The sequence below is a fragment of the Clostridium algoriphilum genome (assembly GCF_020443705.1).
In the GTDB taxonomy this organism is placed as follows: domain Bacteria; phylum Bacillota; class Clostridia; order Clostridiales; family Clostridiaceae; genus Clostridium_AD; species Clostridium_AD algoriphilum.
On the sequence record NZ_JAIZZK010000013.1, the window covers coordinates 58,376 to 79,926 of the forward strand.

Sequence of the window (21,551 nt, forward strand, 5' to 3'; positions counted from 1 at the left end):
CCTCCTAGTAATATAATATCTTTATTATAGTATATATTATAGGATTTGAATACGATTTCATACATGAAGAAACAAAAAAACTACATGAAGTGCTCCTACATAACCATACCATTACTTTGTCAGTGTTTGAATATATGATTTTAAAATATATTTTATTTATATTAATTAAGTGTGGTTTCATTTATGGAAAATAATAAAACACATTTAGTGTTTTTATATGCCCATTATTTGTTTAAACTGAATTATATTATTTCTACTTACTGGAACATCTACTTTCTCATCTTGCAATTTCAACATAAAGGTATTGTTAAACCATGGAATTATTTCCGTTATTTTATCAGTATTTACAATGTATGATCTATGACTTCTAAAAAAAAATTCCTTTGGAAGTTTTTTATAGAAATCTGAGATACTACAATTTATATTGTATTGCATACCTTTAATATAAATTAATGTTTCTCGTTCGTTTGCTTCACAATAATCAATATCAATTATATTCCTTACCATCATCTTACTATCTTTCCAAAGGGTTATTTTTTTATTTACGCTTTTTTTCTCCAAACTCTCTATCTTTTTTAATACACTAACTATACGTTCTTCCGAATATGGCTTCAATACATAATCAAAAACTCCAATTTCAAATGCATCTACAGCGTAATCTTTATGCGCAGTAATAAAAATGATAAATGGACGTTTGGTGAAGTGACTAATAATTTTACCTAATGCCATTCCATCTAGTTTGGGCATATTAATATCCAAAAAAATAACATCCGGTTTATTTGCTTCAATATATTCTAGTGCAATAATCGAATCATCAAATTCATCCATTATTTTAATATTACTAAAATTATTTATGAAATACTTTAGTTCCTCTCGTGACGGATATTCATCATCAACGATAATACAGTTCACATAATCACTCCTTTATTCTCCTTACATTAAAATTGATTCTAGTACCACTAGATAGTCTTTCTATTTTTAATCCTTCACCATAAATATATTTTAACCTATTATGAACATTTGATATACCTATTTTATTACCTTCCATTGTTCCCGCGTATACTTTTTCTATAATTTCGTTTGTTATGCCCACTCCATCATCTTCAACCATTATCACAATATCCTCACTTGTAACTTTTTTAATCTCAATTGTGACGCTGCCAGATCCCCTTCCTTCTAAAATGCCATGTTTTATAGCATTTTCAACTATTGGTTGAATTATAAGGCTTGGAATTTTAATGTCTAAATTCTCTTCAATATTATAAATTACATGAAGTTTTTCACCAAACCTTGCTTTCTCTATCTCTATATATGCCTTTACCTGCTCTAATTCACGGTAAATGTCTACGTGATTTTCTCCCATTTCCAAATTATATCTTAAGTAAGTAGATAAATTTATAATTAACTCCCTTGCCCGATTAGGATTAATTCTAATAAATGAAATTATAGTATTTAGTGCATTAAACAAAAAGTGAGGATTTATCTGAGCTTGTAGTGCCTTTATTTCAGCCTTATTTGCCATATGCTTTAGCTCTTCAAGTTTGCTTATTTCTAGTTGAGTAGAAATAAGTTGAGATAATCCTACTGCTAAGTTTATATTTCTAAAAGAAATTGCATCCTCACCGCAATAATATATTTTTAATGTACCTATCATTTCATTTCCTTCCTTCAATGGAGCAATAATCGCAGATTTCAAATTGCAATTCAAGTTAGGACAATCTATCTGCTTTGCATTAGTTAAAGAAAGCAATTCGCCCTCTTTAATAACTTTTTTTGTAGCCTCTGTTACAATCCCCTGCCCTTTTATATGATGATCAGCTCCTACACCAACATGCGCTAATATATATTTCTTATCTGTTATAGCTACAGCATCCGCATGAATTGAATCTTTTATAATTCCACATATTTTTTCGAATGAATTTTCATTCATATCTCTAAAATAGGGCAAGGTTTTATTAGCTATTTCTAAAGCAATTTGTGCTTGTTTCGCTGCATCCTCTTCCTTTTCCCTATGTATTTTTTGAATTATTAATATTAAAATTGAAATCCCTATGGCATTAGTAAAACTCATAGGAAAATATATGCTTTTTACAATGTTTAAGGCACTGTGAAAAGGATGTGCCATAACAAGTATTAAAACCATTTCCAAAATTTCTATTATAAGACCACTAATTAACCCGTACAACCACTTGTTATTTTCATTTGATTTTTTATATATCATGCTTGCGACTATTCCTGAAATTATAGTGGTCATCGCACATGGAATTGATGTAATTCCCCCTATATCTATTATTAGCCTGTGCACTCCAGCTATAACTCCTGCAAGTATCCCAACATATGGGCCACACAATATTCCCCCTGCCATTACACCAATAATTCTAGTGTTGGCACTAGCTCCATTAACCTGTGTCCCAGTGTACGTTCCTAAAATTCCAAATGTACCAAAAATTATTGAAAGTATAATTAAATCTCTTTTTTTAAATTTATCTTTTTGAACAATTTTTTTAAAGCTTCCTATTCTTGAAACAATAAATGCAATAAGAATTACATAACCTAGATTATTAGTAAGGCTTTTTAGTAATTCAATCATTTATATAACCCCCGTTTCATCTAAATTCACGTTCACTTAAAAAGGCTCCTATTTTATATTATATACAACATTCTATAATACATAAAGGCACAAAATCTATGTTATAATTAATGTAACATTTCAATTAGTTAATTAAAAACATTTAATAGCTACAGGAGGGTCCTTTGATGAGAATGATTTTTTTTGATACAGAAACTACTGGCATAAGGCCAGGGAACATATGTCAACTCAGTTATATCCTTGTTGATACTGATTATAAACCTATAAAAACTATAGGTAAAAATATATTTTTCACAGTAGATTATATAGAACCATCTGCACAAGAAGTGCATGGTTTTAGTGTAGATGATTTATTTGATCTAAGCGATGGCAAAACGTTTGAAGATTCTTACGAGGATTTTTGGGATGATTTTGTAACTGCAGATATTCTTATAGGACACAATGTTAATTTTGATATAAAATTTTTAACTCACGAGCTTGAAAATTGTGGGCATAGTCTAACTCCTAAACATATATTTTGTACAATGAAATATTATAAAGATATCTGTAAACTTCTCACTGCACGTGGAGGCCATAAAAATCCAAAATTATCAGAAGCCATTAAATTTCTTGAATTAAATGAAGCGCAAATAAATTTAAAAAGCAATGAGTATTTTGGAGATAAATCGAATTTTCATGATGCCAGATTTGATACTACTGCAACATATTTGCTAGTTACAGAAGGCATAAGGAAAGGTTTCATTCCTAAACATTACTTTTCAAAAATTGCTAAATAATTTATTACTTAGATTACTCTTTTTATCATATTATGCTAACAGAAGTATATATTGCTTAGACTGCATTTAAACGCAACTGAAGTAATATATACTTTTTGTTATAGCATACTAAAAAAACTTTTAAGTATAAATAGTATATTATTCTTCAAGAAGTTTTTGGAACCTACTCCATACCTTTATATTAGTTTTTTTGAGATTTACAATTCTAAATCTCTCATTTACAAAAGCATGCGTTGTACTACCTTTAGCTAAAATCTTTCCATCATCTTCTCTTACTACATTATAATTAAATATTACTTTAGCCCCATTTAGTTCTTTCATAAAAGTTTCGATTATGAGTATGTCTTCGTTTTTCGCTCCTTTTTTGTACTTACAAGAGCTCTCAACTACCGGCAACATAATACCACTTTGTTCCATTTCTTTATAGGTCATACCTATCGCTGTTATATATTCTGTCCTCCCTACTTCAAACCAAGCATAGTAATTTGAATGATGGACAATTCCCATTTTATCTGTCTCTACATACCTTACTTTTAGTTTTGTTTCATTGACATACATATTCATTTCTCCAATCCGCGTTGTGTTTATCTTATAAGTAATTAAAACTCATATATTATACCATCACAAAATATCCTTTTAATAACTCTATTGTGTATATATATTTGAATTGTGTCACCTTTTTTCAGGTATAATTCAACGGGTAAATCAAGATTACTAGTAAAGTTTCCTGATTTTATTTTTAACTTAGTCCTATGGATATGCGTTCTTCCCACCAAGTCCTCAAGATCTGCACCTAATAACAATCCCTGTCCTGAAAGCATACTATCAATTTGTATTCTAGGATATTCAGTAATCTTTGCAATCATAGGAATATCATTCCCTATTTTTTCATTACTAATATCTTCTATCTCCTCATCTATAATTATAGAATCATTTTCAATCACCGCATTACTAATATCCACCAAAAAATAAGAATTAATTTGGGATTTTTCTATCTTTTTATAATGAAAATTATCTTCATCACGTAATATTCTAAGGTATACTAATTTCAATAATTCCTCATAAGTATTGTTTTTAAATTTACCAAATTCTTTAGCAATAATATTATCTATACTTTTGTTCAGTCTTGGTTCATTAATTTTTCCTAAAATACTTTTACAACCTAAAAAACTAGCTAGCTCAGATTTTACAGTATTTATATGAAGATCCTTTTCATTTAATTTAACATCCGTATTAGCAGCCATAAATACATTCGAATATTGTGGATATGCACATTGAATAAATCCTAAATATTTTTTATTTTTATCGTATACATTAAAAGGCATATTACGTCACTTCCTTCTATATTATTTTTAAATTTATATAAATAACAATGTTTTATATTAATATTATACATCTACTTAAAATTCATAAATACAATTTTTTAAAAATATTAACCTATATATAATATTTTATACCATTTGTAGTAATTTTTTCTGGACATATATTTTTTAATATTATGGTTATATTAATATTATATAACCCATATAAGGAGGAATATTTATGGACAATAATAAAAGTCATATGAAGACCGATAAAAAAACCAATGCTGAACTTAGAAAAATGTTTCCACAAAGCGGTGGTGATATAGGAATTGAAAATGGTGTAAAAATAGATGCAAATAATGACAAATTTACTAAACGTTCCAAATTATCGCATAATAAATAATTAAAATTTACACTTTGAAAGATAAAAGGAATTAGATCCTTATTGTTTAACAGTATATATCTAGTTCTCCTATATAATATAGATTTTTAATATTATATAGGTATCTTTATATAGAAAGATACACCATTATTTTCATTTATCGCGTAAATTTCTCCCTTATGATACTCAACTATATATTTAGCTATTGCCATACCAAGTCCAAATTTTCCAGTCTTACCTTTTTCAAATTTATTAAAAATCTTTTCAAAATCATCTCGCGGTATTTTTTCTCCATCATTGTGAATACAAATAGATGTATACCTATCATTTTGGTGGATAAATATCTTTATCTCTTTTCTCGCATATCTAATTTGATTATCTAAAATGTTTTCAATTACTACAGTCCACTGGTCTTTAATTCCTTTAAAATTTATATTCAAAAGTTTTAGCTCCCAATTTAAATTTTCATTTGTAAACTTAAGTTTATCCACAACATCCTCTATTATTTTTTTTATGTTTATACTTCCATATGTTGCTACATGTTTTGATAAATATTCCAATTTAGATAAATATAATAAATCTTTTATACGTTTTTCTAGTCTTTCCGCTTCATCACTGATTATTTTCATACTACTTTTTAGGTCTCCCTTAGGAAATATACCATCCCCAACCGCTTCCGAGTAGCTCCTAATTACCATCACAGGTGTCTTTAGCTCATGTGAAATATTTTGAAGCATCCATTGTTGACTGTCATCTCTCTTGATAAGTTCCTTCCTCATGTGTTCAATGGATCCTGCTAAACTTCCAATTTCATCTTGCCTATCAAATATAATAGGTTCGTCCCATTGTTTTCGGGCAATCTTCTTAACATTTTTCTCAAGCCTTATTATAGGAGATGTTATGTATTTTGCAAGTGTTAAAGCTATACATAAACTAATACCTACTGCCATAAATGTTATTATGAGTAATTTTTGCAACAAGGTCTTTAGCAAATTATTTCTATACGTATCCCACATGTATGATAATAGAAAACCTGATTTATTATTGTTTTTATATTTAGTAATAACATAAAAAATATTTTTATTACCTATTCTTTTTACGTACCTTTTGCTTAATTTGTTCTGTGATTCTCCTTGTCTAATTATTTCTTTAACAAATCCTAAGTCGACCTCTGATGAGTTTATCGCTTTAGTGATTTTTAACTTTGACGCATCACTAATTCCTTCATTTGGAATTTGAATGTGAGTAACAGACCGTATATCTAGTTCAACATCATTACCTTGTTCACTTTCATATTCCATTTCTAGATTTTTAGATACCCTTCTATTAATTATATTATATTGTGAACCCTCAATAGTGCTATACACCTCATTTGTAAAAAACTCTCTTAATATAATTGGAAATAAAAAAGCGAGTAATACACTTAACCCTATAATTATACCTGCAAATACAATTCCAATTTGAAAAAATAAAGACTTGTTTTTCATAAAGCTATATTTACTATACATTATCTTGCTAACCTGTACCCATATCCGTATATTGTTTCTATATTTAGTAAAGGCAGTTTTTTTCGTAGTCTCCTAAGCAGATCATCCACTACTCTATCATTTCCAAAATAATCTTCTCCCCAAACTCTTTCTAAGATTTGATCGCGAGAGAACGCTTGACTTCTGTAATTTATGAAAAAGACAAGCAAATCAAATTCTTTAGATGTAAGTTCTATTACTTCTCCATTAAGACTTACTTCCCTAGTATTCTCATCTATCTTATAAGACCCTAGCACAGTTTTATTTTCATTCAATTTAGTAGGTGATTCTTTATAAACTCTCTCTAATAGTTTTTTCGTTCTTATTATAAGTTCTCTGGGTAAAAACGGCTTTGCTAGGTAATCATCTGACCCAAGCTCAAGTCCTATAATTTTATCTAAATCCGCATCTCTAGCCGAAATAAATATAACTGGTGTTAGTTCATTGCCACCTTTTATTTCTTTAATTAGCTGATAGCCATCTATATCTGGAAGCATAATGTCTAAAATCCACAAATGTGGTTCATTATGGATTTCTTTTTGTGCTTCTTTTCCATTTAAAAATGATGTAACACTCCATCCTTCATTTTGTAAATATGATGTAAGTATGCTATTTAAATTTTCTTCATCTTCAACTAAATAAATACTATAATTCATAATTTCCTCCTGATAAATACAACTAATATAATTATGTTTGTTTATAAATATTATCTATATTATAATACAGTTCGTACTATATACAAATAAATTTAATTCTCGACACTTTCCCTTGTTCAATAATACTTCCATTATAAATCAATAAAAAAAGACTATATTTAATTAAAAATATAGTCTTTTCTTACTTTATTCTATTTATATATTATACTGTTATATGACTAATTAATTGGCTTAACATACCATTTAATTTATTTAAATTTTGAAGATATATGTTAAAGGTATTTTCTATTGTCTTAGCATTTTTTGATTTAACAGCTATAGTAAAGTTTTTAAAACTCTCACTTACTGCATCTTTTTTAACTTTTATTGCTTGTTTCTCTGGTTTATTTTGGCTTTCAAATTGCTTTTTTATATTTTTAACTTCTGTTTTCTTTATTTGTTGCGCATTTAGTAACTGGTCTTTAGCATTTTTATCGGTTATTTCACCCTTTGCAACTTTTAGTTCTATAGCAGTTATTTGAATCTTAAATTCTTTTTTTAATGGTAATATAGCTGCTTGTGTTTTTTCTTTTTTTATCTCTTTAATTTGATTTTTTAATTGTTTACTTTGCTTTAAAACAACTTCGCCCTTTGCAGTGGTTCCTGGTACAATTTTTTCTGCATCCTTAAGTGTTTTATTATATATTTCTAATTTTGCTGCTAATTCATCTTTTTTATTGCACATTGAATCATCTTTTTTACAACACTTTGAATCATCTTTTTTACAACACTTTGAATCATCTTTATTTTGTTTCATGTCCATTTTACAAGTTGATTTAGTGCACTCTTTCTCGCATACGCTTATTTTATAATTAGGTGTATCTGCCTTTAAGGGCCCTGCAAAAACAGCAGTTGGTGCTATTATTGCCATTGCTAGAGTTGTTGATAATATTATTTTTCTATAGTTTAACATATAATCCACTCCTCAAATAATTTTATTAAGTTATTGTATTTGTTACTAACATTATTATAGAAGGAAAACTTCGAATAAATATCTTAATATTATGTGAAATTATGTGATTATAAATTATTATCTATACAAAAGCTATAAATTTTGCGCATAAAAAAGCCTTATAAAACCGGAGTTTTATAAGGCTTTTTTATGTTATCTTCTAAAAGATGAATTATCATTTTGTTGTTTTCTTGCTCTTCTACAATCAACACATCTTTGTGGTTCATTTTCAAATCCTTTTTCTTTGTAGAAAGCTTGTTCACCTTCAGTGAATACAAATCCTTTTCCACAGTCTTTACAAACTAAGTTCTTGTCTTCCATTTTTAACATTCCTCCTTTTTAAGAAAATTAAGATCTAAATGTGATTAACAATAAGTTCCTAAAAAGAGGATATGTTGTTATCAGATTAGATTTTTTTGCATAGCAATTAATAATTGCTATTATATACTTATATTAACATATTAAAAATCCATGTACAATATTTTTTCACTATTTAAATTGCTTTTCACATATTAATTTCTCTTACCTAGTGTGATACAAAATTTCCATTTTTAAAGACAGATATTTCATTTCCATCTGCAGTAATACCTGTTATTTTCAAGTCTTCTGTGCCAACCATAAAGTCTTCATGCATCATTGAATCATTAACTCCTAATTTTGCAAGTTCATCACCACTTAAATTCTCACCATTTTTAATACATACTGGATATGCTTTTCCAATAGCTAAATGGCATGAAGCATTTTCATCAAATAATGTATTATAAAACAATATATTAGAATTTGATATTGGAGAATTATATGGCACTAATGCTACTTCGCCAAGATAGTAAGATCCTTCATCTGTTTCTATAATGCTCTTTAAAATATCATAACCCACTTCCGCTTTATAATCTACGATTTTCCCTTGCTTAAAAGTAAGTGAAAAGTTTTCAATCAGATTACCATTATAATTTAACGGTTTTGAGCTTACAACTGTTCCATTAACTCCATCTTTTTTAGGAAGTGTATATACTTCTTCAGTAGGCATATTAGCTATAAACTCTATGCCACCTGGTGTATAATCTGATCCCCCAAGCCATATATGATTTCTCGGAAGTTCAATTTTAAGGTCTGTGCCTAGAGAATTTTTATACACTAAGTATTTAAAATCATTAGAGTTTAGAAAATCCATACTTGCCTTTAAATTTCTTTTATGTGTTTCCCATGAAGCAACAGGATCTTCCTTATCAACTCTTACGGTTTTAAATATAGCGTTCCAAAGCCTTTCAACTGCATCATCTTCTACTAATTTAGGGAAAACTTTTTTTGCCCAGGATATAGTAGGAATTGATGCTATACACCAAACGTTTTTATTACTCATAAGCCTGTCTCTGTATTCCTTTATTGCAACGCTAGCTGCTTTATTTGATTTTGACATTCTCATAGGATTAACATCTTTCATAAGCTCAGGGTCAGATGCTGATATACTTAAAAATGCAGCTCCCATTCGTGCATTTGATAAATAAAAATCTCTCTGCCACTCTGGAAATTCTTCAAAAACCTCCTCTGGCGCATTCATGTATCTTATTTTAGAAGATAATTCATCTCTCCAGTTTATAACTACATCCCTAGCACCTTCTGTATATGCAATTTTAGAAACAATTCTGGTAAAAGGAGCACATTCTATAGGTGAATTAATTACAAGTGTTTGACCCTTTTGAATATTAATTCCTGTCTTTATAAGTAAAAGAGCATATTTATCTAACAATTTATCATTCATAATTTAACATTAGTAATTAAGTGTACAACAAGTACCCAAATTTACTAAATTTCACTTCCTTCCACAACTTAAATATAATTTAGACAATCCATTAACTTTGTTTATAATTTATTATGCATATTGTCTAAGAAAATTATACCATAAAAATAGAGTTAATAAAAACATACCTCCTATGTAATTGCTTTTTATGTAAAATTTGTTTGTACAATTAAAACCGCATAAAGAATGAAAATAAGAACATTGAAAAGATTATACATACTGTTAACTCTTTTTATTTTGGATATACTATATTTAAAGTCTAAACTATTTTCAACTTACTAATTAGTTGCCTTTACGGATTTTAATCTACTACCATATAATCTTTTAAAAGTTAACACAGCACCAACTAAGCAAATAACCGAGGCAGTTATATATACAATTCTCATTCCATATATAAATGCATCATTTCTTCCTACTATATAATTTGTTACGCGATAACCAATTTTATGACTCATCCTGTTATACAAGAGAGCCGTTGATAAAGCTATTCCGCATACCATCCCAAGGTTCCTTACAAGCCCATTAATACTTCCTGCAATACCTAGTTTATCCTTTGGTACTGTAGACATTATTAAAGAATTATTAGGAGACTGAAATAAGCCGTTTCCAAGGGTCATAACTGCTATATAAAACAACATACTCATCAGACTAGTTTGCTCATTTAGAGTTGACATTAATAGTAACCCTAAACTCGTAATTACAAGACCTATAAAAGTTAGAATCTCAGATCCTATTTTGTCTGACAGATGACCACTAATTGGTGCGACAACAGACAAAATTAAAGGAGATACCATAAGTATTAACCCAGTGAATGCAGGCGAATATTTTAGTACGTCTTGAAGATAGAAAGGTTGAATAATAATTGAGCAAAATATAGATACAAAAGATATAAATCCACAGAAAATAGAGAGTGAAAATAATTTATTTTCAAATATCTTTAACTCTAATAAAGGATTTTCACGTTTCTTTTCTACAATAATAAATACAATGAAGCAAACAATAGAAAACAAGAATGCAAACAAAATTATGGGATGCAAAAAACCAATTTCTTGTCCCTTTCCTAATGCTACAAATAGAGGAATTATAGCCGATGCAAATAATACTGCTCCAAGTCCATCCAATTTCACCTTTTCTGTTTTGTGTGCTTTAGGAAGTATTTTCACTCCATAGAATAATGTTATTATACCTATTGGTATATTTATTAAAAATATATATTCCCAACTGATGGCATCTACTATAAATCCTCCCAGTGCCGGCCCTACCATTGCTCCAAGAGCCACAAACGTTCCTGTAATTCCTAATGCTTTGCCTCTTTCATTAGCTGGAAAAACCGCAGTGATAATCCCTTGATTATTTGCCATAGTAGCTGCAGCACCTATTGCCTGGACAACTCTCGCTATAACTAAGATTGTAAGCGAACTTGTTATCCCACAAAATAGAGAACCTACTGTAAATACAGCTATGCCAAACTTGAATACCTTTGTTTTACCAAGTATATCGCCCAATCTACCAAAAACTAATATAGCTGCTGAAATAACAATTAAATAACTTGTTACTACCAATTGGATACCTGCTGATGTTACATTTAAAGATTTAGCCATTCCAGGTAAAGCTACGTTTACGATACTACTATCTAATGTACACATAAAAGTTACCATTACAACTATAAATAGAATTACCCATCTATTTTTATAATTACTATCATTTGTTGACTCCATTTACATTCTCCTTTTATCCCTATATTTAAGAATTACTATATTTTTATCATTTTTATATTATTTAGAATTTTATTCAATGAATCTATGGTAATAACCTTCTCATTGTAATTTAAATCACTTGTTATTAAATTAGCCAATTTATGAATTTCATCAAGAACTTTTGGGATTATAACCTTTGCCTTTTCTGTTAAATATAATTTGTAGGCCCTAGAATCAGTTTCATCCTTATTCCTATCTAAGTATCCAAGTTTTATAAGTTTCGTTATTGTCCTAGCTGACATTGCCTTATCACAACCTATTTCTCCGCTTATTTTATTTTGGCTAATCCCTTCGTTTCCCCTTAGTATAAGTAAATATGGATAAGAACCACTACTTAATTCATATTGTTTTAGTACCTTATCCAAATAAATTTGCGTAGTTCTGAATATTCTATTGTTAAGCTTAATTAAATACATTATATCTTCCTTCAAAATTTGACACCACCTTATGTTAACTACCTTAGAAATTCCAGTAATATAGTTGACTTATCAACCTTATTATAAAGAGATTTTGTTGACTTGTCAACTATTAATGTCTTTACATAAATATAACCTTTACTCCTATAAAAATGCTCATGAATTATATTAACTTGTAAGAATTAGTAACATAAAATGTATACTGTCATAATAATATAATGTATAAAACTTATATAAGGAGATTTTTATGAGAACTTATTCAATGAATACAATGAGATGTAAAAATATGAGGTCAATGGATTCGATGATGAAAATGATGCCTATGGACAATATGGCACCATTAGATCCTAATATGAATATGATGCCTATGGACAAAATGGCTCCGACAGATCCTAATATGAAGGTTATGCCTATGGATAAGATGTTACCAGTAGATCCTAATATGCAGATGATGCCAATGAATAAAATGGCACCAATGAATCCTATGATGCAGATGATGCCTATGGATCAAATGATGCAAATGCATCCTGCCATGTATATGATGCAAATGAATCAGATGATGAAAATGATGCAAATGATGCCAATGGACAAGATGATGCAGATGAATCCTATGATGTATATGATGCAAATAAATCAGATGATGGCAATGAATCAAATGAATTCTATGATGCCTATGACAACAAGAGACAATGTAGAAGAATAATTTTTACTTAGGTGTTTTAAGTTTTTCATTGTTATATAACCCAATGTTGAGTTCAAAAACACATTGGGTTATTTCTATTGGTTCGGATTACTAGAAAAGCTCCTTTTACAATTTTCAAAATTTATTTCATATAATTAAATATATATAAATTTTTATGAATTTTTATGAATAAGCCTTGTAAATCCACCCTAAGTGGAGCATATTATACTATATAGTAAAAAACATACAAGCAACAAATACATATAAAAGGGGGCTGCGTATGTTTAGTTATTTTCTTATTTTTTTTGCTAAAATAATTGAGGTTTCATTAACCACAATTAGAATAGTACTTATAACTCGGGGTGAAAAATTCTATGGTGCTATTATTGGTTTTTTTGAAGTACTTATATGGTTGTATGTAATTGGCACAGTGCTTATTGGAATAAATGAACAACCATTTAAAATGGTTACTTATGCATTAGGTTTTGCATGTGGAAATTACATAGGTTGTATTTTAGAAGATAAATTAGCATTAGGATTAATGACAATAAACGCAATAGTGTCTGTTAAAGATGGCGAAGAATTAGCTAAAATATTGAGGAAACAAAATGTTGGCGTTACGCTTATTGAAGCAGAGGGATTAAAAGAAGAAAAAAAAATGCTTATACTACATGTTAAGAGAAAAAGAAAATCTGAAATACTAAGAGTAATAGAAAATTCTGAAATAAATGCTGTAATTTCACTAGCAGATACTAAAACTATTTATGGTGGATATGGAATTAGAAAATAATATTAAATATGTAATTGGATAAGGAGTGTATAAAATGTGTGAAAAAACAAAGATGCTAAATGGTGAAATATATAATGCCTATGATAAAGATCTAGTATTATTAAGAAATAAAGCTAGGCATCTTACAAAATTATATAATAATACTGACCCCGAAGAAACTACCGAGAGAATAGATATTCTTAAGAAACTATTTGGAAAAATAGGTGGAAATTTTGAAATAGAACCTCCCTTTCATTGTGATTATGGAACCAATATAGAAATTGGTGAAAATTTCTATGCTAATTTTAATTTCTTAATCCTAGACGATGGACTTGTTAAAATTGGAGATGATGCATTATTTGCTCCTAATGTATGTATCTATACTGCAACTCATCTAGTTGATCCTACGTTAAGACCCAAAAATGCTGATTATACAAAGGCCGTTACTATAGGAAACAATGTGTGGGTTGGTGGTGGCTCTATAATAAATCCAGGTGTAACTATTGGAGATAATACTGTAATTGGATCTGGTAGTGTGGTCACAAAGGATATACCAGCTAATGTTGTCGCTGTAGGAAATCCTTGTAAAATACTGAAATATATTAATGCTAAAACTTTATAAGAGAATTCACATTAAATCACTAATAAAGTAGATGAGGCAAACTACTGAAGTATATTTCAGTAGTTTGCCTCTTTTTTAATTTTAGCTTACTCAGTTGGATGGTTAAATATCATACGGTCATATACGTGGTTGAATCCCATCTTCCGATAGAGATTTTTAGCACGTTTGTTATCAAGGTCTACGTGAAGAGACAAATTACCATCTGTCAGTTCGATAGCACGGCTAATTAGTTCTGATGCCACACCACGCCCTTTGTTTCCTATTTTAACACCAATATACGCTAGATGATATGTAGGAATAAATCTTTCAAATCCCATATTAACAATAATGCAAATACCTTGTTCTTCACCATTTCGTTTTGCTATTAACAAAAATCCTTCTTTCATAGCTTTTTCTATAGCATCTACCGTCTCTCCAACTGAATCATTGTAATCGGATAACCAAGAACGTGTCATTTCAATTAAATCCTCTTTGCTTTTATAATCGAAACTCTTAATTTCGCATACTTCGATTTCGCTTCGCCCATCATTTAGAATAATTAAATGTTTCCCGCTTTTTAAACTTCCTTGTTTCACCTTTTGAATAAACGCTGCCATTGCATAGGATTCTTTTCTTGAAACTATAACACCCTCAAGTTCACGTAGCATAGTAGCTGCATGCTTCAAATCGTCTTCTTCAATGCCAATCATTTCAACTCGCGTCTCTAAAATAATTTTCATAATTATTTCAACAATTTCTGTATGTTTATCTGGTAAATATAAATCTTTTCTTTCAGTAATATCTTTATCATTTTCTTCCTTACCAATGTTCATCTTTTTAGCGTATTGATCCAAAACATCTTGCCATGATGGACTAGAACCACATAATAATTGAGGTAATTCACATAATTCTTCCTCTACCCAACTTTTTATTAGCCCACTGTAAATACTTGAAAGTGTATATCCATATGCTAACTGAAGAGTAATAGAATCAACTTTATAATCCATACGTTCCAAACATTCACTCGTCATATCCTCAAGTACTAAATGACTGATAATATTATTCAAATTCCATTCGCACATTAAATACATGTTACTTTTTTCTGCTATATCTCTTAATTGTAGTCGTGAAAATGTATTATGTTTATCTCTCAAATCCATTAAAAAATCTTTGTTTAAACGTGATATTTTCCACTTTTCTTGTTTAAATAGCGGAATTTTCACTTCGAGTTCGTTTATCTTTGCAAATAACATTACGGATTTTATGTAGCATTCAGAACCGTCAACTAAAATTTTCTCAAACCCATTAGCAACAGCATCTCTTACTAATACCTCTGCAATACGGTCATATTTATGTCCTGACGGATTAGCTCCCTCGAGTTTTAGATATATTTCTTCAATACCTAATGCCTTTTCTAATTTTTTCGCTCTCATTAATGGTGTTCTTCCACTTTTTCGCATATAATCTCCTTCTATACTTAATTGTAATTAAATTAAAAAAACATTCCAACTGTTTTGTTCCTTTAGAGTTAGAATGCCCATTTCACTAAGTTATAGTTTTAATTGTATACATTATATCATTTTAAGTTTAAATCTGCAACTGCAGGTTAAACCATTACTAATGAAATTAGTATAATTTAACTCCTTTCTACAAGATTATTGAATATTTTGTTGATTAATATATAATAATAATAGTAATAATAAATTAATTATATCGATTACATCTAAGGAGGAATAAAGTATGTCAGAAAACATAAAAAGTACTAAGCACTTATCATTGGTATCATTAGTTTTAATGATTTTTACTTCAGTTTATGGATTTAACAACATCCCAAGATCATTCTATAAGATGGGTTACGCCGCTATTCCATGGTATATCTTGTCAGGAATAACATTCTTTATTCCTTTTGCTTTCATGATGGCTGAATTTGGTGCAGCTTTCAAAAACGAAAAGGGTGGGATTTACTCATGGATGGAAAAATCAGTAGGAGCTAAATTTGCTTTTATGGGAACGTTCATGTGGTATGCATCCTATGTAGTTTGGATGGTTAACGTTGCATCAGGAGTTTGGGTTCCAATATCAAATGCGATATTTGGTAAAGATACAACACAGACTTGGGCTTTATTTGGAATAACGGGACTAACTGGACCTAAAACTCTAGGACTACTTGGAATTCTTTGGATAATATTGGTTACCTATGTATCAACTAAAGGATTAGAAAAAATTAAGAAGGTAACTTCACTAGGTGGTACTGCAGTTGCATTGTTAAACATAGTCTTATTTGTTGGAGCTATAGCAGTACTTATAGGAAATCATGGCCAACTAGCTCAACCGGTAGTTGGACTTAGCTCATTCACATCTTCACCAAACCCTGCTTACACTGGAAATATAATTTCAGCTTTTGCATTCATAGTATTTGCTTTATTTGCTTATGGTGGTATAGAAGTTGTTGGAGGCCTAGTTGATGAAACAGAAAATGCTGAGAAAACATTCCCTAAGGGTGTTGTTATTTCAGCAGTTGTTATCTCAATTGGATACTCACTAGGAATATTCCTTACTGGTATATTTACTAACTGGGCAACTGTTATGAATGACAAGAGCGTTCACTTAGGCAATGCTGGTTATGTAGTAATGGGCAACCTAGGATACGCTCTTGGTCAGGCATTCGGTGCAAGTGAAGCTACTTCATTAGCTATGGCACACGGAATAGCTAGATTCGTTGGAATTTCAATGTTCTTAGCTTTAGCAGGTGCTTTCTTCACATTAATGTTTTCTCCATTAAAACAGTTAATTTTGGGTACTCCAGCTAAGTTATGGCCTGGGAAACTTGCAAAAATGAAAAACGGATTGCCTCAAAGGGCAATGTGGATTCAAGCTGCAATAGTTTGTGTTATGATTGCTCTTGTATCCTTTGGTGGAGATAATATGTCAAAATTCTTCGATGTGTTAGTATCAATGACTAACGTAGCTATGACCCTTCCATACATGTTTATAGCGTTTGCATTCGCACCATTTAAAAAAAATAAAGATATTATTAAGCCTTTTGAAATATTTAAAACTGACAGAAGTGCTGTAATATGGACAGCAATAGTTATGTTCACTGTTGGGTTTGCAAACTTCTTCTCAATACTACAACCAGCACTCGAAGGAGATTTAAAAACAACAATTTGGAGTATAGCTGGACCAATATTCTTTGCGGCGGTTGCCTGGATAATGTATTGGAGCTATGAAAAAAAATATATAAATAACTAAGAATAGGATGATTTCTGTGTATGGCAGGAATCATTTTACTTTGTCAAATCAGCAAACTCACATTCTATAATACTTTTTAATTTATTTGCATTAATTTCTATTTGAAATCCTATTTTTCCAGCGCTAATAATTATCTTATCCATATCAAGAGCCCCTTCACTTATAAATGTCTTATATTGTTTTTTCATACCTATAGGCGAACAACCACCTCTAATATAACCTGTATACTTATGAAGATCCAATAAGTCTAGCATTTCTATTCTTTTTTCATTAGTTACTTTAGCTACTTTCTTAAAGTCTATTTCTTCTCTAACTGGAATTACGATAACATAAATAGTTTTAGAAGCTCCATGTGTAACTAAGGTTTTATAAACATATTTTTCAACTCTTCCTATCTTATTTGCCACAGATATTCCGTCTACCTTCTCATCCTTAACATCATAAGTTATAACATCATATTCAACATTTATTTTATCTAAAATCCGCATAACATTTGTTTTTATCATCATAATTCTCCTAACTACATTAAATTAACACGTTAATTTATAAACTCTCCTTATTATATCCTCTTTCTTCACCTTATGCACTACCTAGACAAATAACATACTAATCATTCTCTTAATCTAAGAAGTTGAACTTAACCACAAAAAACTGCTGAACTTACTTCAACAGTTTTTTTATGTGGATAAAACTTAAAGTTAACTCGTTCTACTTAACATTACCTAGCGGTAATTCTAAAATCCGTAGTAGTTTCTTCCCCCAATTAAATTTCCAATAAGCAGTATTCTAGCTAAATCTCCAAGTATGCCTCCACCGCCGTCGCGACGTGATAAATCCCTCATACCATCATCATTGCAATCGTCGTCGTCATCGTCGTCTTTATGATGTTCTTTGTACTTGTCACATATATCTTTACACATATGATCCATTTCATCTTCGCTAGGGCAGTACATTTTTCCATATTTTGCTACAATCATATTATAGTGATGTTTAACCATTGGGTACATCCTAATATAAACCTTAGGATACATACTTTTTAAATCTTCATCATCTTCATCATCTTCATCACACATAGGCATATTCATCATGGGCATATTCATCATAGGCATGTTCATCATAGGCATATTCATCATAGGCATATTCATCATGGGCATATTTCCCATAGGCATGTTCATCATGGGCATATTTGCCATAGGCATATTCTCCATGTGCCTACACTGTCCAAGATTTTCACATTCTTCACAACGATAATCGTACATAAGTACCTCCAAAATAATATTTATTATACTTTATATTACTCTAGTACTCTTCTTTTGTTACTATAACATGTATTACCTTATAAAGAGATAACTGACTATTATGATTTTAATAAAAAAACTAGGTAAATTTATATTTACCTAGTTTGTCTACATCATATTTATAATATTATGATACTATATCCCGTTTAGTAAAACCAATATATGAAATAGCATTAAAAATAATAAAATAAACTATCAATACAATAATTGAGAATGTCATTGTCATTCCTTTAACCAATGGCTCCCCATTAATATATTGATTTAAATTAGTATTTGCGAACAAAATATATTTTGACCAATCAAATCTAGCAAGGAATACTGTTATTACATTCCCTACAGTTAGAAGAAAAACTCCAATTCCTATAGCCATTGCACTATTACGGAAAACTGTAGAAATCATAAATGATAAAGTAACCATCATAAGCAAGTTTATAGACTCAAGTCCATAAAGTTGCACAATATGCGACATCATACTAGTTTCAGTAATTATCCCACCTGAATTGGTAAGCAATGATGTACCTGCGCCCTTAAAGCTAAACAATATTCCTCCAAGAACAAATGATACCACTAAAAGTACTAAGAGCATTAGAATAATATGCTCTATAACAGCAATATATTTTGACAACAATATTTTCCACCGCTTTGAAGGTCTAATTAGTAATAGTTTAATCGTTCCCCCTGAAAACTCGTTTGCCACTATGCCACCACCTATTATAATTGCAAAAAGGGCAATTAATGATATAAAGTTACTTGATATCCCTTCTACAAATCCCCATAATGAGTTACCTTGTATAGGTTGCACATTATGTTTAAGACGATATTCATTAGTTTGTAACTGCTTAATACCCTGATCTTTTTGTGACTTTTCTATTTCTGGCTTAGCTATTGTTTGTTTAATAAATTGATTTTCAGTTGTTATATCTGCTTTCCAATTACTTGCAGGTGCTTGTGGAACTGCAAATCTAGTTACCAATCCGACAACTACTATAAGAAGAACCATTATTCCCATCATCACCCAAGTACTAGTATGATGGGCAAGCTTCATATTTTCATTACGAACTAAACTAATCATCTTACGCAATTTCGTTACCCCCTGTCATTTTCAAGAATTTATTTTCTAAACTTTGTTGTACCTTTCGAACGCCATATATCTTAATTCCCTGATCTACAAGCTTCTCAATTAACTCAGGAATATTATCTATATCCTCTTTAATTTTAATCTCATTTCCATCAATTTGTGCTTTATAGTTACTATTAAGACTTTCTAAATATGTCTTCGCTTGTTTAATTGGTTTAACTATTAGAGCTACAGCTGAATCGTCGACATCATCAAGCATTTCGCTCATATCTTGAATTCCAACTAATTTTCCATTTTGTATTATTCCTACCCTATCACACATAAGCTCCATTTCTGAAAGCAGGTGACTAGATACTATAATCGCAACATTTTCTTCTTTTGCAAGAGTTCTTAAATGAGTCCGTAGTTCATGAATTCCGGCAGGATCTAGTCCATTAGTAGGTTCATCGAGTACCAATAGCTTTGGAGAATTAATTAGGGCTTGTGCAACCCCTAACCTTTGGCGCATGCCTAGAGAATATGTCTTTATTTTGTCATGTATTCTCTTATCAAGGCCAACAATTTTAATAACCTCATCAATACGTTCCTTCTTTACATCTGGGTACATTCTCCAAAAATGAACAAGGTTTTGATATCCGGTTAAATATTTATATAAATCTGGGTTTTCAATAATCCCACCCACTCTAGCAATGGCTTTTTCAAAATCCTTCTCAACATTAGCTCCATCAATGTATATTTCACCTTTAGTCATAGTCATAAGTCCTAAAAGCATTTTAATAGTAGTAGTTTTCCCTGCACCATTGGGTCCAAGGAATCCAAACACCTCACCAGAATGAACATCAAAAGTAAGGTCATCTATTATAAGTTTTTTTCCGATTTTCTTTGTAACATTCTTAATTTGCACTATATTTTTCACTTCCATATAGAACCTCCTTATATGTATTTTAAATTGTTTACCACTCAAAAACAGGTAATTGCCATAGTGTATTATAACACGTAGTACTCTATATTTCAAACCAGAGGCAATAGTTCCTGTACCTCAATGATGAACACTGATAAATCAACTAATAAAAAAAGCTAACCCTATATGTTACACACATAGGACTAGCTTTTTGATTTGCATAATTTAAGCAGACACATCAAGTATGTCATTTATTAGTCGTATTCCTTAATCATTGTCCATATGTTTTGATTTTTCATCTGCAACTACTGTAAAATGAGGTATATTTACAGTAAACCAATTATAAATACTGATTACCTCCAAGAATGCTTTATCAGTCATATTTTGTTTCAGCAGTTCTCTCCAAGTGTTTAATTGAACTTCCCAATAATCTGGGCTAAAACCCCTGCTCATATATGCGCGAAAAACCCCTAAAGTAGTATCCACCAGAATTCCTGAATCAGGTGTTTGCAATATTGATGCAACAAATCGTAGATGATTATTATGATTTTCTTTCATCATTGTAATGTTTTTTTCGCCGCCTATAAGTTCTAAAATATCTTCTCTTCTAAGCATTATCTCGTTCATTCCCACAGCGAGCGCTTCCATTTTGTCCACATATTCTTTTATTGAATCTTCACTAACTCTGCCTATTTTATCTGCACTTTTTACAAGTGTACTTCTTCCCATTCTAAACACATCCTTTTATGTATTTCTCTACAACACTATTTTTAA

At 30.1% G+C, this 21,551-nt stretch carries 23 protein-coding genes; 6 read left to right on the forward strand and 17 right to left on the reverse strand.

Annotated elements, in window-relative coordinates; genetic code table 11:
- Positions 1-213: 213 nt before the first annotated feature.
- Complete coding sequence (locus tag LGK95_RS11110) at positions 214-912, reverse strand: LytR/AlgR family response regulator transcription factor (RefSeq protein WP_226124856.1); 699 nt, start codon at positions 910-912, stop codon at positions 214-216.
- Between the two features lie 4 nt (positions 913-916).
- Positions 917-2,590: a sensor histidine kinase gene (locus LGK95_RS11115; protein ID WP_226124857.1), complete on the reverse strand. Its 1,674-nt coding sequence runs from the start codon at positions 2,588-2,590 to the stop codon at positions 917-919.
- 167 nt (positions 2,591-2,757) lie between these two features.
- On the opposite strand from LGK95_RS11115, the gene LGK95_RS11120 reads away from it, so the two are divergent.
- A complete protein-coding gene (locus tag LGK95_RS11120; protein WP_226124858.1) occupies positions 2,758-3,366 on the forward strand; it encodes a 3'-5' exonuclease in 609 nt (202 codons plus the stop codon).
- A gap of 138 nt (positions 3,367-3,504) precedes the next feature.
- Here LGK95_RS11120 and LGK95_RS11125 read toward each other — a convergent pair whose 3' ends face one another.
- Positions 3,505-3,924, reverse strand: coding sequence for an acyl-CoA thioesterase (locus LGK95_RS11125; protein WP_226124859.1), 420 nt, complete (start codon positions 3,922-3,924; stop codon positions 3,505-3,507).
- Positions 3,925-3,965: 41 nt separating this feature from the next.
- A complete protein-coding gene (locus tag LGK95_RS11130) occupies positions 3,966-4,691 on the reverse strand; it encodes a hypothetical protein (RefSeq protein ID WP_226124860.1) in 726 nt (241 codons plus the stop codon).
- A 217-nt stretch (positions 4,692-4,908) separates the two neighbouring features.
- Here LGK95_RS11130 and LGK95_RS11135 point away from each other — a divergent pair, with 217 nt between their 5' ends.
- Positions 4,909-5,073: a hypothetical protein gene (locus tag LGK95_RS11135; RefSeq protein ID WP_226124861.1), complete on the forward strand. Its 165-nt coding sequence runs from the start codon at positions 4,909-4,911 to the stop codon at positions 5,071-5,073.
- A 92-nt stretch (positions 5,074-5,165) separates the two neighbouring features.
- On the opposite strand, the gene LGK95_RS11140 is transcribed toward LGK95_RS11135, so the two are convergent.
- The 7 genes from LGK95_RS11140 to LGK95_RS11170 form a co-directional block, all read right to left on the reverse strand.
- Positions 5,166-6,539, reverse strand: a complete 1,374-nt coding sequence (locus tag LGK95_RS11140; protein WP_226124862.1) for a sensor histidine kinase — start codon at positions 6,537-6,539, stop codon at positions 5,166-5,168.
- Positions 6,540-6,559: 20 nt separating this feature from the next.
- Positions 6,560-7,234 carry a response regulator transcription factor gene (locus LGK95_RS11145; protein ID WP_226124863.1) on the reverse strand — a complete coding sequence of 225 codons (675 nt, stop codon included), beginning with the start codon at positions 7,232-7,234 and terminating at the stop codon, positions 6,560-6,562.
- Positions 7,235-7,436: 202 nt separating this feature from the next.
- On the reverse strand, positions 7,437-8,186 hold the full coding sequence (locus tag LGK95_RS11150; protein WP_226124864.1) for a hypothetical protein: 750 nt from the start codon (positions 8,184-8,186) through the stop codon (positions 7,437-7,439).
- 192 nt (positions 8,187-8,378) lie between these two features.
- A complete protein-coding gene (locus tag LGK95_RS11155) occupies positions 8,379-8,546 on the reverse strand; it encodes a zinc-ribbon domain-containing protein (protein ID WP_226124865.1) in 168 nt (55 codons plus the stop codon).
- A 205-nt stretch (positions 8,547-8,751) separates the two neighbouring features.
- Entirely contained in the window at positions 8,752-9,984 is a 1,233-nt protein-coding gene (locus LGK95_RS11160; protein ID WP_226124866.1) for an aminopeptidase, read from the reverse strand.
- A gap of 317 nt (positions 9,985-10,301) precedes the next feature.
- The gene (locus LGK95_RS11165; protein WP_226124867.1) at positions 10,302-11,741 is read right to left on the reverse strand and encodes an MFS transporter; all 1,440 of its coding nucleotides are present in this window, start codon (positions 11,739-11,741) and stop codon (positions 10,302-10,304) included.
- Between the two features lie 35 nt (positions 11,742-11,776).
- Positions 11,777-12,211, reverse strand: a complete 435-nt coding sequence (locus LGK95_RS11170) for a MarR family winged helix-turn-helix transcriptional regulator (RefSeq protein WP_404814422.1) — start codon at positions 12,209-12,211, stop codon at positions 11,777-11,779.
- A 232-nt stretch (positions 12,212-12,443) separates the two neighbouring features.
- Here LGK95_RS11170 and LGK95_RS11175 point away from each other — a divergent pair, with 232 nt between their 5' ends.
- The 3 genes from LGK95_RS11175 to LGK95_RS11185 all read left to right on the forward strand — a co-directional run bounded on the left by LGK95_RS11175 (position 12,444) and on the right by LGK95_RS11185 (position 14,269).
- Positions 12,444-12,899 carry a hypothetical protein gene (locus LGK95_RS11175; protein WP_226124868.1) on the forward strand — a complete coding sequence of 152 codons (456 nt, stop codon included), beginning with the start codon at positions 12,444-12,446 and terminating at the stop codon, positions 12,897-12,899.
- 259 nt (positions 12,900-13,158) lie between these two features.
- Complete coding sequence (locus LGK95_RS11180) at positions 13,159-13,668, forward strand: DUF2179 domain-containing protein (RefSeq protein ID WP_226124869.1); 510 nt, start codon at positions 13,159-13,161, stop codon at positions 13,666-13,668.
- 34 nt (positions 13,669-13,702) lie between these two features.
- Entirely contained in the window at positions 13,703-14,269 is a 567-nt protein-coding gene (locus LGK95_RS11185) for a sugar O-acetyltransferase (RefSeq protein WP_226124870.1), read from the forward strand.
- Positions 14,270-14,355: 86 nt separating this feature from the next.
- On the opposite strand, the gene LGK95_RS11190 is transcribed toward LGK95_RS11185, so the two are convergent.
- A complete protein-coding gene (locus LGK95_RS11190; protein WP_226124871.1) occupies positions 14,356-15,708 on the reverse strand; it encodes a pyridoxal-phosphate dependent enzyme in 1,353 nt (450 codons plus the stop codon).
- A gap of 280 nt (positions 15,709-15,988) precedes the next feature.
- On the opposite strand from LGK95_RS11190, the gene yjeM reads away from it, so the two are divergent.
- A complete protein-coding gene (yjeM, locus tag LGK95_RS11195) occupies positions 15,989-17,500 on the forward strand; it encodes a glutamate/gamma-aminobutyrate family transporter YjeM (protein ID WP_226124872.1) in 1,512 nt (503 codons plus the stop codon).
- Between the two features lie 35 nt (positions 17,501-17,535).
- Here the strand turns inward: yjeM and ybaK are convergent, their stop codons facing one another.
- The 5 genes from ybaK to LGK95_RS11220 form a co-directional block, all read right to left on the reverse strand.
- Positions 17,536-18,006, reverse strand: coding sequence for a Cys-tRNA(Pro) deacylase (gene ybaK, locus LGK95_RS11200; RefSeq protein WP_226124873.1), 471 nt, complete (start codon positions 18,004-18,006; stop codon positions 17,536-17,538).
- Positions 18,007-18,234: 228 nt separating this feature from the next.
- Complete coding sequence (locus tag LGK95_RS11205; protein WP_226124874.1) at positions 18,235-18,759, reverse strand: hypothetical protein; 525 nt, start codon at positions 18,757-18,759, stop codon at positions 18,235-18,237.
- Positions 18,760-18,925: 166 nt separating this feature from the next.
- The gene (locus LGK95_RS11210) at positions 18,926-19,870 is read right to left on the reverse strand and encodes an ABC transporter permease (protein ID WP_226124906.1); all 945 of its coding nucleotides are present in this window, start codon (positions 19,868-19,870) and stop codon (positions 18,926-18,928) included.
- Between the two features lies 1 nt (position 19,871).
- The gene (locus LGK95_RS11215; RefSeq protein ID WP_226124875.1) at positions 19,872-20,798 is read right to left on the reverse strand and encodes an ABC transporter ATP-binding protein; all 927 of its coding nucleotides are present in this window, start codon (positions 20,796-20,798) and stop codon (positions 19,872-19,874) included.
- A gap of 246 nt (positions 20,799-21,044) precedes the next feature.
- Positions 21,045-21,506 (reverse strand): hypothetical protein, encoded by a 462-nt coding sequence (locus LGK95_RS11220; protein WP_226124876.1) that lies wholly within the window; start codon positions 21,504-21,506, stop codon positions 21,045-21,047.
- Positions 21,507-21,551 lie beyond the last annotated feature (45 nt).

Coding starts and splice junctions, on each gene's coding strand:
- LGK95_RS11115 (WP_226124857.1), bottom strand. CDS start 2,590: ATGATTGAATTACTAAAAAGCCTTACTAATAATCTAGGTTATGTAATT.
- LGK95_RS11120 (WP_226124858.1), top strand. CDS start 2,758: ATGAGAATGATTTTTTTTGATACAGAAACTACTGGCATAAGGCCAGGG.
- LGK95_RS11125 (WP_226124859.1), bottom strand. CDS start 3,924: ATGTATGTCAATGAAACAAAACTAAAAGTAAGGTATGTAGAGACAGAT.
- LGK95_RS11130 (WP_226124860.1), bottom strand. CDS start 4,691: ATGCCTTTTAATGTATACGATAAAAATAAAAAATATTTAGGATTTATT.
- LGK95_RS11135 (WP_226124861.1), top strand. CDS start 4,909: ATGGACAATAATAAAAGTCATATGAAGACCGATAAAAAAACCAATGCT.
- LGK95_RS11140 (WP_226124862.1), bottom strand. CDS start 6,539: ATGAAAAACAAGTCTTTATTTTTTCAAATTGGAATTGTATTTGCAGGT.
- LGK95_RS11145 (WP_226124863.1), bottom strand. CDS start 7,234: ATGAATTATAGTATTTATTTAGTTGAAGATGAAGAAAATTTAAATAGC.
- LGK95_RS11150 (WP_226124864.1), bottom strand. CDS start 8,186: ATGTTAAACTATAGAAAAATAATATTATCAACAACTCTAGCAATGGCA.
- LGK95_RS11155 (WP_226124865.1), bottom strand. CDS start 8,546: ATGGAAGACAAGAACTTAGTTTGTAAAGACTGTGGAAAAGGATTTGTA.
- LGK95_RS11160 (WP_226124866.1), bottom strand. CDS start 9,984: ATGAATGATAAATTGTTAGATAAATATGCTCTTTTACTTATAAAGACA.
- LGK95_RS11165 (WP_226124867.1), bottom strand. CDS start 11,741: ATGGAGTCAACAAATGATAGTAATTATAAAAATAGATGGGTAATTCTA.
- LGK95_RS11175 (WP_226124868.1), top strand. CDS start 12,444: ATGAGAACTTATTCAATGAATACAATGAGATGTAAAAATATGAGGTCA.
- LGK95_RS11180 (WP_226124869.1), top strand. CDS start 13,159: ATGTTTAGTTATTTTCTTATTTTTTTTGCTAAAATAATTGAGGTTTCA.
- LGK95_RS11185 (WP_226124870.1), top strand. CDS start 13,703: ATGTGTGAAAAAACAAAGATGCTAAATGGTGAAATATATAATGCCTAT.
- LGK95_RS11190 (WP_226124871.1), bottom strand. CDS start 15,708: ATGCGAAAAAGTGGAAGAACACCATTAATGAGAGCGAAAAAATTAGAA.
- yjeM (WP_226124872.1), top strand. CDS start 15,989: ATGTCAGAAAACATAAAAAGTACTAAGCACTTATCATTGGTATCATTA.
- ybaK (WP_226124873.1), bottom strand. CDS start 18,006: ATGATAAAAACAAATGTTATGCGGATTTTAGATAAAATAAATGTTGAA.
- LGK95_RS11205 (WP_226124874.1), bottom strand. CDS start 18,759: ATGTACGATTATCGTTGTGAAGAATGTGAAAATCTTGGACAGTGTAGG.
- LGK95_RS11210 (WP_226124906.1), bottom strand. CDS start 19,870: ATGATTAGTTTAGTTCGTAATGAAAATATGAAGCTTGCCCATCATACT.
- LGK95_RS11215 (WP_226124875.1), bottom strand. CDS start 20,798: ATGGAAGTGAAAAATATAGTGCAAATTAAGAATGTTACAAAGAAAATC.
- LGK95_RS11220 (WP_226124876.1), bottom strand. CDS start 21,506: ATGGGAAGAAGTACACTTGTAAAAAGTGCAGATAAAATAGGCAGAGTT.